Genomic DNA, 9,401 nt, shown 5'->3' on the forward strand with positions numbered 1-9,401 from the left:
CCAAAACAGGAGCCCCCATGGACATGCAATTCGTTGACTCGTCGAACATCGAGCGTATCGGCTACGACTCCACCTCGAACACCCTGCGCATCGAGTTCAAATCGAACAGGACATACGATTACTCCAATGTCCCTGAGTACGTTTTTAACGAGCTCAAGCACGCGCCGTCGGTGGGCAGCTATCACGCGACGAATATCAAGAATGCCTATCCTTACACCGAAATCTGATCTCCTGCCTAGCCTGCCCGCCTGGCGGCGCCCAGGCAAGGCAGGCTAGGAGAGGCGCGCTAGCGACTCCGAATTGAACGCTTCAATCTTGCGCTTTCACTGTCTTGTTTTTGACCGAGGCGGCGTTGGCTGCTTTTCTCTTGGGCTTCGCGCCCGCCCAGTTCTTTTTGTTGAGCAAGAACTCTTCATAGCGCCCGTCATACCGCAACGCGGCCACATCAATCGGCCAGCTCAGGGCGTCCACGATTGGCTTGAGTTCCTTAAGCTCGCGGACATAGCCGAGGTGCGTCTCGTCGCTCCCGCCGTTCTTGTGCCCGACGATCTTCATCACTTGGGGCGTGTTCGCGCCGTTGTCCGCCATGGCAGTGATGACGTTCACCCGGAACGAGTGGAAACTCTTGTGGTCGTTTTCCTTCTTGATGCCGATGGCTGCTTGATATTCCAGCATGGCCCGCGACAGCTCTTTCGAGTAAGTGTGGTTCACCTTCGTCCTGTCCGGATAGATTCGGTCGCAGCCAGCCGCCCGCGCCTCGGCCACGTAGTCGAGGAAGCCCAGCTCGATCAGGGCATCGGAGATCGGCGCGTTGCGGACCCCGGCGGTCGTTTTGCTCTCGGGGATGTGGATGTAATGCACGCCATTCGCTTGACGCACGTCGTCGCAGCGGATCGCCGTCGCCTCGCTGATCCGCATGCCGGTGTAGGCGGCCACCAGCGGGGACCAGAAGAGGTCCGGCGCGTCCATCGCATGGGGGTAGGACGCGGGATCGAAGAAGGCTTGCAGGTCGTCGTTGGTGAAGGGCTGGTAGGGCTCGTTCTTCTTCACGCGCTCGCGCTTGGTCAGCACGAACAGGCCATCGACCGGATTCGAGTCCGAGGCGGTGTAGAGGGCGTTGGCGCTGAGGTATTTGAAGAAGTCGTGGAGCGTCATCAGCTTGTTGTCCACCGTCTTGCCGGTCTGCCCCTCGCCCAGCCGGGCGTTCTTGTAGCCGACCACGACGGGCTTGGACAGCTCGTTGACCGGCAGGTCCGCGCCGAGGTGCCGCGCGAAATCCGCGATGTGGAAGCGCTCGGCGTCAACGGTGCGGGGGGCGTTCTTCTTCGCCCGCTCCGCCAGCCAGACCTTTGTCGCAGCCGACAGCGGCATTGAGGGGGCGATGACCGGCGCGGGTGGCGGCGCCGGGGCGTGGAGGCCCGGCGTGGGGTAGGACGGGAGATCGGGAGGGAGCATGCCGATCTTGTCGATGGCCTCCATCATGCGCTTGTGGTCGGCGGGACCTTTGGCTTTCGCCACGCCGTTCTTCAAGTCCAGCTCGTAACGGCGCAACCGGTCGGCATCAAGGCCCAGGTCGGCCAGCAGTGGATTGCTCATCAAGCGCTTCCTCTCAATATCCAAGTTGAGCTGCAACGCGAGAATATTAGCAGTTTGAGAACACTTGGTGCGAAGGCTGAGGCGTTTTTCAATGCCGTCGAGTTTGACGCGGAAATAATAGACGCCGAGGCGGTTGCGAATAAGGCGCGGGGTCTTGATGTGCATGGTGGCTCACTAGGTGGCGCACCTCGGAAAAGCAAAAAGCCGTTGATTCACTTTAGGAATCAACGGCTTCGCCGAATCTGGTTGCGGGGACAGGATTTGAACCTGTGACCTTCGGGTTATGAGCCCGACGAGCTGCCAGACTGCTCCACCCCGCGTCTGTATGAACGTATTATAGGGCAACTGGAGACTTTAGGCAATATCAATCCCAAAATCATCGATGATAGAGCCGATTTATCCTTCCACCCGCCCGCATAGCTTGCGTTCGCGCTACGCGCAGCGCCTGCAATCGGTGTAAAGTAAGCACTACTGTGACGAGAAACCGCTGACTAGAACCGCCTCCCATGAAATTCTGTTCCGAATGCGCCAACCCGGTCGAGCTGACCATCCCCGCCGGCGACAACCGCCCGCGCTACGTCTGCACCCACTGCACCGCCATCCATTATCAAAACCCCAAGATGGTGCTCGGCTCCATCCCGGTGTGGGAGCGTGACGGCCAGCTGCAGGTGCTGCTGTGCAAGCGCGCCATCGAGCCGCGCTATGGCTACTGGACCCTGCCCGCCGGTTTCATGGAGAACAACGAAACCACAGCCGAAGCGGCGGTGCGCGAAACCGTCGAGGAAGCCGGCGCCAATATCGAACTGGGTCCGCTGTTTTCGCTGATGAACGTGGCGCGCGTGCACCAGGTGCACATGTTCTACCTGGCCACGCTGCGCAACCTCGACTTCGCGCCCGGCGAGGAAAGCCTGGAGGTGCAGCTGTTTACGGAAGCGCAGATCCCGTGGGACGACCTGGCCTTCCCCACCATCCGCAACACGCTGGAACTGTTCTTCGCCGACCGCGCCCGCATGCGCGCCAGCGGCGGCGGCTACGGCTTCCACACCCAGGACATCACGAAACCCATGCGCAGCGACGTATGATCCCCTGGCTCGATGCCCACACTCCCTTCCCCGACGTCTCGCAGGCGCTGACGTCCGACGCGCCCGGCCTGCTGGCCGCCGGCGCCGACCTGTCGCCGGCGCGCCTGCTGGCGGCCTACCAGCGCGGCATCTTCCCCTGGTTTTCCGAGGGACAGCCCATCCTGTGGTGGAGCACCGACCCGCGCATGGTGCTGATGACGGAACGCTTCCGCGTCTCGGACAGCCTGAAAAAAGCCATTAAAAAGGTCCAGCGCAGCGCGGCCGATCCCGCCGGCCGCTGGCAGGTGCGCTTTGACAGCGCCTTCGAGGATGTGATGCGCGCCTGCGCCGCGCCGCGCCGCGACGGCCCCGGCACCTGGATCTCGGACGACATCATCGCCGGCTACACCGGCTTGCACCAGCTGGGCTACGCCCACTCGTCCGAACTGTGGCTGGACGGCGAGCTGGTGGGCGGCGCCTACGGCGTGTGCATCGGCCGCATGTTCTACGGCGAATCCATGTTCGCGCGCGTGACCGACGGCTCCAAGATCGCGCTGGCCTACCTGGTGCATTTCTTGAAACGCAATGGCGTAGCCATGGTGGACTGCCAGCAGGAGACCGGCCACCTGGCCTCGCTGGGCGCAGCCCCGGTTCCGCGCGCACAATTCCTGCAGCACCTGCGCGCCAGCATCGGCCTGCCCGCCATTGCCGACTGGACCCCGTTGCAGCCCTACCCCGGCGCGTCCGATTAGCGTGCAGAGTTCGCAGGTTTCTGCGCTATGATATGCACACGGACACCATTTTTGCCCCGGGAAGCGCATGACGCACCTGAACGACCTGCCATTCGCAACGCTGCAGTTCTACACGACAGCGCCCTACCCTTGCAGCTACCTGGATGAACGCCAGGCCCGCTCGCAAGTGGCCACACCGTCGCACCTCATCAATGCCGACGTGTATTCCGAACTGGTGCGCAACGGCTTCCGCCGCAGCGGCATCTTCACCTACCGGCCCTATTGCGACGGCTGCCAGGCCTGCGTGCCGGTGCGCGTGGTGGCGGAACAATTCCAGCCCACGCGCGGCCAGCGCCGCGCCTGGAACCGCCACAGCGACCTGACGGCGGGCGTGGCCACGCTGTCGTTCTCGGACGAGCACTACGACCTGTACCTGCGCTACCAGAGCACGCGCCACGCCGGCGGCGGCATGGACCAGGACAGCCGCGACCAGTATGCGCAGTTCCTGCTGCAAAGCCGCGTCAACACGCGCCTGGTGGAGTTCCGCGAGCCGGACGGCACGCTGCGCATGGTCAGCATCATCGACGTGCTGTCGGACGGCCTGTCCTCGGTCTACACGTTCTTCGACCCCGAAGTGGAAGGCGCTTCCTACGGCACCTACAACATCGTGTGGCAGATCACCCAGGCGCGCGAGCTGGGCCTGCCCTATGTCTACCTCGGCTACTGGATCGCCGATAGCCCGAAAATGTCGTACAAGATCAATTTCCAGCCGCTGGAGGCGCGCATCAAGGGACAATGGAGTGTCATGGCAAGGTAGAATACGGGCTACTTTTTCCGCCCGCCCCCGCCATGTCCGACAAATTCCTGTACTCCCTCGCCCGCCCCATGCTGTTTTCCATGGACGCGGAAGCCGCCCACCACTTCACGCTGCCCGCGCTCAAGAAGGCCTCCAAACTGGGCCTGACCCGCGCTTTCATGCGTCCGCCCAAGCCGGACCCGCGCACCGTGATGGGCATCCTGTTCAAGAACCCGGTCGGCCTGGCCGCCGGCCTGGACAAGGACGGCGCCTTCATCGACGCGCTGGCCGACCTGGGCTTCGGCTCCATCGAAGTGGGCACGGTCACCCCGCGCGCGCAGCCGGGCAACCCCAAGCCGCGCATGTTCCGCCTGCCGGCCGCGCACGGCATCATCAACCGCATGGGCTTCAACAACGGCGGCGTGGACGCCTTCGTGGCCAACGTGCAGTCCTCGCGCTTCTACCAGAACAAGGAGGGCGTGCTGGGCCTGAACATCGGCAAGAACGCCGACACCCCGATCGAGCGCGCCGCCGACGACTACCTGCACTGCCTGCAGAAGGTCTACCCCTACGCCAGCTACGTGACGGTGAACATCTCCTCGCCCAACACCAAGAACCTGCGCCAGCTGCAGGGCGGCTCCGAGCTCGACGGCCTGCTGGCCCAGCTGAAGGACGCGCAGCAGCGCCTGGCCGACCAGCACAAGCGCTACGTGCCGCTGGCCCTGAAGATCGCGCCGGACATGGACGGCGACCAGGTCAAGAACATCGCCGACGCGCTGCTGCGCCACAAGATCGACGGCGTGATCGCCACCAACACGACCTTGAGCCGCAGCGCCGTGGAAGGCATGCAGCACGGCGCCGAAGCGGGCGGCCTGTCCGGCGCGCCGGTGTTCGAGCTGTCCAACCAGGTGATCCGCGCGCTCAAGGCGGAGCTGGGCGATGCCCTGCCCATCATCGGCGTGGGCGGCATCATGCGCGGCGCGGACGCCAAGGTGAAAATGGACGCCGGCGCGCAGCTGGTGCAGCTGTACAGCGGCCTGATTTACGCCGGCCCCGCGCTGGTGCGCGACTGCGCCGACGCGGTCCGCCGCAAGTAAAGGAGCGCCCATGGACTACTCCACGCTCGGCGCCAGCGGCCTGAAAGTCAGCAAAATCTGCCTCGGCACCATGACCTTCGGCGAGCAGAACTCCGAAGCCGACGCGCACAGCCAGCTCGACTACGCGCTCGAGCGCGGCGTCAACTTCATCGACACCGCCGAGATGTACCCGGTGATGCCGCGCGCCGAAACGCAGGGCGCCACCGAGCGCCACATCGGCAGCTGGCTGAAGAAAAGTGGCAAGCGCGCCAATGTGGTGCTGGCCACCAAGGTGGCCGGACCGAACCCGAACATGCACTGGGTGCGCGGCGGCCGCAACAACCTGGACGCGGCCAACATCCGCGCCGCCGTCGACACCAGCCTGCAGCGCCTGCAAACGGACTATATCGATTTATACCAATTGCACTGGCCGAGCCGCAATGTGCCCATCTTCGGCGCCTCCGTGTTCGATCCGGCCAACGAGCGCGCCTGCGTGGCGATCGAAGACACGCTGGCCGTGCTGGGCGAGCTGCAGCGGGAAGGCAAGATCCGCCACATCGGCGTGTCGAACGAATCGTGCTGGGGCGTGAGCGAATTCGTCAAGCAGGCCGAGATGAAGGGCCTGCCGCGCATCGCCACCATCCAGAACCTGTACAACCTGACGGCGCGCCACTACGAAACCAGCCTGCTCAACGAGACCTGCTACCGCGAGCAGGTCAGCCTGCTGGCGTACAGCCCGCTGGCTTTCGGCCAGCTCAGCGCCAAATACCTGGACAACCCGAAAGCGCACGGCCGCCTGACGATTTTCCCGCCCAGCTGGAGCCCACGCTACCTGCGCCCGGCCGTGCTGGAAGCGGTGGTGCAGTATGCCGCGCTGGCGCGCGCCCACGGCATGACGCCGGCGCAGATGGCGCAGGCGTGGTGCTACACGCGCTGGTTCGTGGCCTCCACCATCATCGGCGCCACCACCCTGGCGCAGCTGAAGGAAAACATCGACGCGCTGGGCACCGTGCTGGCGCCCGAAGTGGTGGCGCAGATCGACGCCATCCACGCGCGGCTGCCGAATCCGGGCCAGTAATATGCGCGCCCCGCATAACGGGGCGCCGCCATATAGCTGGGTGACATAAGCTTAGCAGGAAGGATTCCTTCCACTTTTGGCAACGCCTCATTAAGCTCCTTGCTTTATACATGCAAGAGAGTCAACCATGAGCTTCCGCCACACGCAATCCCATCCAGGCCGCGCAGCGCTGGCCTTCAGCCTTGTCGCTTCGCTCGGCCTGCCGGCTGCGGCGCAGACCGCGCAAGGCGCGGCAGAACCCGAGATGCAATCGGTGCTGGTGACCGGCACCTACGCCAAGAACCGCCGCACCGCCGATTCCGAATCGCCGGTCGACATCATCGGCGCGCGCGAGCTGCAGGCTTCCGGCTCGACCGAACTGGCCACGGTGCTGGGCCGCGTGCTGCCGTCGGTGAACTTCCCGCGCCCGTCCGGCGCCGACGCCAGCGACGCCGTGCGCCCCGCGCAGCTGCGCGGCCTGTCACCGGACCAGGTGCTGGTGCTGGTGAACGGCAAGCGCCGCCATGCCTCGGCCGTGGTCAACGTAAACGGCACCTTGGGCCGCGGCTCCGCGCCGGTGGACCTGAACGCCATTCCCATCGCCGCCATCGACCGCATCGAAGTGCTGCGCGACGGCGCCGCCGCCCAGTACGGCTCGGATGCGATCGCCGGAGTCATCAACATCATCCTGAAAAAAGGCGCCAAGGGCGGCGAAGCGGAAATCGGCTACGGCGAATACCAGGAAGGCGACGGCCAGAGCGTGACGCTGAAGGCGTCCGCCGGCTTCGACCTGGGCAACGGCGGCTGGCTGCGCCTGGCGGCCGAGGCGGCCGAGCGCGACCCGACCAACCGCGCCGGCCCCGACCTGCGCAACAAGGCCGAGCCGCGCTACGGCAAAGTGAACCAGCGCTACGGCGACCCGGACACCAAGCCGCGCAACCTGTTCTTCAACAGCCAGCTGCGCGTCAACGACGACATCGACTTCTACGCCTACGGCAATTTCGGCCAGCGCAAGACCGAGGCCGCCGCCACCTGGCGCACCGCGCTGAACGGCACTGCGCAGCGCAGCCCGCTGTTCCCGGAAGGCTTCCTGCCGCTGCAGGACAGCACCTCCATCGACGAATCGCTGACCGCCGGCCTGCGCGGCGCGGCCGGCGCATGGCGCTGGGACGCCAGCCTGGACTACGGCAGCAACCGCTTCGACCTGAACATCCACAACACCGTCAACCAGGACCTGAAGGAAAAGAGCCCGACCAGCTTCCACCTCGGCAAGCTGACCAACACCCAGTCCGTGTTCAACTTCGACCTGGCGCGCGAGTTCGCGGTGCCGGGCCTGGGCGGCCCGCTGACGCTGGCCACCGGCGTCGAAGCGCGCCGCGAAAGCTACGAGATCGAAGCTGGCGACGCGGCCTCCTACAGCGGCAGCGGCTCGCAAGGCTTCAGCGGCTTCCGCCCCGTCAACGCGGGCAAGAACAGCCGCAACAACAAGTCCGTCTACGTGAACCTGGAAGCGCCGTTCACCGCACGGTTCTCCGGCGCGCTGGCGGCGCGCCACGAGAACTACAGCGACTTCGGCACCACCACCTCGGCCAAGGCCTCGGCGCGCTACGCTTTCAGCGACGCGGTCTCGCTGCGCGGCACCGCCTCCACCGGCTTCCGCGCGCCGTCGCTGGCGCAGCAGTTCTACACCATCACCACCACCAACTTCTCCATCATCAACGGCGTGAACACGCCGATTGAAACCGGCACCTTCGCGGTCAACAGCGCCGCCGCACTGGCGCTGGGCTCCCAGCCGCTGAAGCCGGAGAAGGCCAAGAACCTGAGCCTGGGCCTGCAGCTGCAGCCGTTCCGCAACTTCAGCACCACGGTGGACGTGTACCGCATCGACATCGACGACCGCATCCTGTTCTCGGCCAACCTGATCCTGCCGGACGCGCTGAAAGCGGCGCTGGCGGCACAGGGCGCGCCGGTGGGCGCGGCACGCTACTTCACCAACGCGGTGGACACGCGCACCAAGGGCGTGGACCTGGTGAGCACCTATCGCGTCGACCTGGCCAACCGCGACCGCGCGGACTTCACGCTGGCTTACAACCACAACAAGAACGAGATCGTGCGTGTGGCTGACAATCCGGCCGTACTGACGGCCAACAAGCTGCTGCTGATCGACCGCCAGACGGTGAACCGCGCCACCGTGGGCTCGCCTAAGGACAAGCTGAGCCTGGCGACCGACTATACGGCCGGGGTCTGGACCGCGCGCGGACAGCTCACGCGCTACGGCAGCTTCACGGTGCCGCAGAACTTGGCCGCGCAGGACCAGGTGTACAGCCCGCAGTGGGTGCTGGACGTGTCGGGCAGCGTCAAGCTGGGCAAGAACTGGCGGCTGAGCGCGGGTATCGACAATGTGACGGACAAGTATCCGGACCAGGTGACGTCGCTGAACAACCTGAACAACAACGGCATCAATCCGTACAGCGGCTTTGCGCCCAACGGCTTCAACGGGCGCTACTACTACGCGAAGGCGGGCTATAGCTGGTGATGCACGGCCGCCAAGCGCCGGCTAAAACTCTTCCCAATCCTCGCCGGCGGTGCTGGCGGTGCGCCTGGCCGGCGCCGGCTTGCGCGGGGCGTGCACGTGGTACTGCTGCTCCGCCAGCCGGAACACGCTGACCGCCTCGGCCAGCATCTCGGCCTGGTCGCGCATCGACTGCGCAGCCGCCGCCGCCTCTTCCACCAGCGCGGCGTTCTGCTGCGTCACATCGTCGATCGACACGATGGCCTGGTTCACCTGCGCGATGCCGGAGCTCTGCTCCTGGCTGGCCGCGCTGATCTCGGTCATGATGTCGGCCACCTGCCGCACGGCCTTGACGATGCCTTCCATCGTCGCCCCCGCCTCGTCCACCAGCCGCGCGCCCGCGTCCACCGTCTGCACCGACTCGCCGATCAGCGCCTTGATCTCCCTGGCGGCCGCCGCCGAGCGCTGCGCCAGGTTGCGCACCTCGGAGGCCACCACCGCGAAGCCCCTGCCCTGCTCGCCCGCGCGCGCCGCCTCCACCGCCGCGTTCAGGGCCAGGATGTTGGTCTGGA

At 65.5% G+C, this 9,401-nt stretch carries 9 protein-coding genes and 1 tRNA gene; 7 read left to right on the forward strand and 3 right to left on the reverse strand.

The genetic code is table 11. The annotated features are described in order from the left end of the window. Positions 1-17 precede the first annotated feature (17 nt). On the forward strand, positions 18-227 hold the full coding sequence (locus tag AC6H42_RS19150; protein ID WP_497548723.1) for a KTSC domain-containing protein: 210 nt from the start codon (positions 18-20) through the stop codon (positions 225-227). 82 nt (positions 228-309) lie between these two features. On the opposite strand, the gene AC6H42_RS19155 is transcribed toward AC6H42_RS19150, so the two are convergent. Both AC6H42_RS19155 and AC6H42_RS19160 read right to left on the reverse strand, forming a co-directional pair. Beyond that, positions 310-1,761 carry a tyrosine-type recombinase/integrase gene (locus AC6H42_RS19155; protein WP_497548724.1) on the reverse strand — a complete coding sequence of 484 codons (1,452 nt, stop codon included), beginning with the start codon at positions 1,759-1,761 and terminating at the stop codon, positions 310-312. A gap of 78 nt (positions 1,762-1,839) precedes the next feature. After that, positions 1,840-1,916 (reverse strand) — tRNA-Met (locus AC6H42_RS19160). Positions 1,917-2,102: 186 nt separating this feature from the next. Here AC6H42_RS19160 and AC6H42_RS19165 point away from each other — a divergent pair. The 6 genes from AC6H42_RS19165 (at position 2,103) to AC6H42_RS19190 (ending at position 8,853) form a co-directional block, all read left to right on the forward strand. After that, entirely contained in the window at positions 2,103-2,678 is a 576-nt protein-coding gene (locus AC6H42_RS19165; RefSeq protein WP_057157483.1) for an NUDIX hydrolase, read from the forward strand. Beyond that, positions 2,675-3,409, forward strand: coding sequence for a leucyl/phenylalanyl-tRNA--protein transferase (gene aat, locus AC6H42_RS19170; protein ID WP_057157482.1), 735 nt, complete (start codon positions 2,675-2,677; stop codon positions 3,407-3,409). Before AC6H42_RS19165 ends, aat begins: the two co-directional genes overlap by 4 nt. Before the next feature lie 67 nt (positions 3,410-3,476). Beyond that, entirely contained in the window at positions 3,477-4,205 is a 729-nt protein-coding gene (locus AC6H42_RS19175) for an arginyltransferase (protein ID WP_057157481.1), read from the forward strand. A gap of 32 nt (positions 4,206-4,237) precedes the next feature. Beyond that, on the forward strand, positions 4,238-5,281 hold the full coding sequence (locus tag AC6H42_RS19180; protein WP_057157480.1) for a quinone-dependent dihydroorotate dehydrogenase: 1,044 nt from the start codon (positions 4,238-4,240) through the stop codon (positions 5,279-5,281). 10 nt (positions 5,282-5,291) lie between these two features. Continuing rightward, the gene (locus AC6H42_RS19185) at positions 5,292-6,338 is read left to right on the forward strand and encodes an aldo/keto reductase (RefSeq protein ID WP_057157479.1); all 1,047 of its coding nucleotides are present in this window, start codon (positions 5,292-5,294) and stop codon (positions 6,336-6,338) included. Between the two features lie 127 nt (positions 6,339-6,465). Further along, positions 6,466-8,853, forward strand: coding sequence for a TonB-dependent receptor (locus AC6H42_RS19190; RefSeq protein WP_057157478.1), 2,388 nt, complete (start codon positions 6,466-6,468; stop codon positions 8,851-8,853). Positions 8,854-8,874: 21 nt separating this feature from the next. On the opposite strand, the gene AC6H42_RS19195 is transcribed toward AC6H42_RS19190, so the two are convergent. Continuing rightward, the coding region (locus AC6H42_RS19195) for a methyl-accepting chemotaxis protein (RefSeq protein ID WP_497548725.1) at positions 8,875-9,401 on the reverse strand (527 nt) is incomplete at its 5' end.

It is taken from the genome of Massilia sp. NBRC 108631 (genome assembly GCF_059704565.1).

What these genes read in the sequence shown, in the direction of transcription:
- AC6H42_RS19180 (WP_057157480.1), top strand. Translation starts at nt 4,238, where the DNA reads ATGTCCGACAAATTCCTGTACTCCCTCGCCCGCCCCATGCTGTTTTCC.
- AC6H42_RS19185 (WP_057157479.1), top strand. Translation starts at nt 5,292, where the DNA reads ATGGACTACTCCACGCTCGGCGCCAGCGGCCTGAAAGTCAGCAAAATC.
- AC6H42_RS19155 (WP_497548724.1), bottom strand. Translation starts at nt 1,761, where the DNA reads ATGCACATCAAGACCCCGCGCCTTATTCGCAACCGCCTCGGCGTCTAT.
- AC6H42_RS19150 (WP_497548723.1), top strand. Translation starts at nt 18, where the DNA reads ATGGACATGCAATTCGTTGACTCGTCGAACATCGAGCGTATCGGCTAC.
- AC6H42_RS19175 (WP_057157481.1), top strand. Translation starts at nt 3,477, where the DNA reads ATGACGCACCTGAACGACCTGCCATTCGCAACGCTGCAGTTCTACACG.
- AC6H42_RS19190 (WP_057157478.1), top strand. Translation starts at nt 6,466, where the DNA reads ATGAGCTTCCGCCACACGCAATCCCATCCAGGCCGCGCAGCGCTGGCC.
- aat (WP_057157482.1), top strand. Translation starts at nt 2,675, where the DNA reads ATGATCCCCTGGCTCGATGCCCACACTCCCTTCCCCGACGTCTCGCAG.
- AC6H42_RS19165 (WP_057157483.1), top strand. Translation starts at nt 2,103, where the DNA reads ATGAAATTCTGTTCCGAATGCGCCAACCCGGTCGAGCTGACCATCCCC.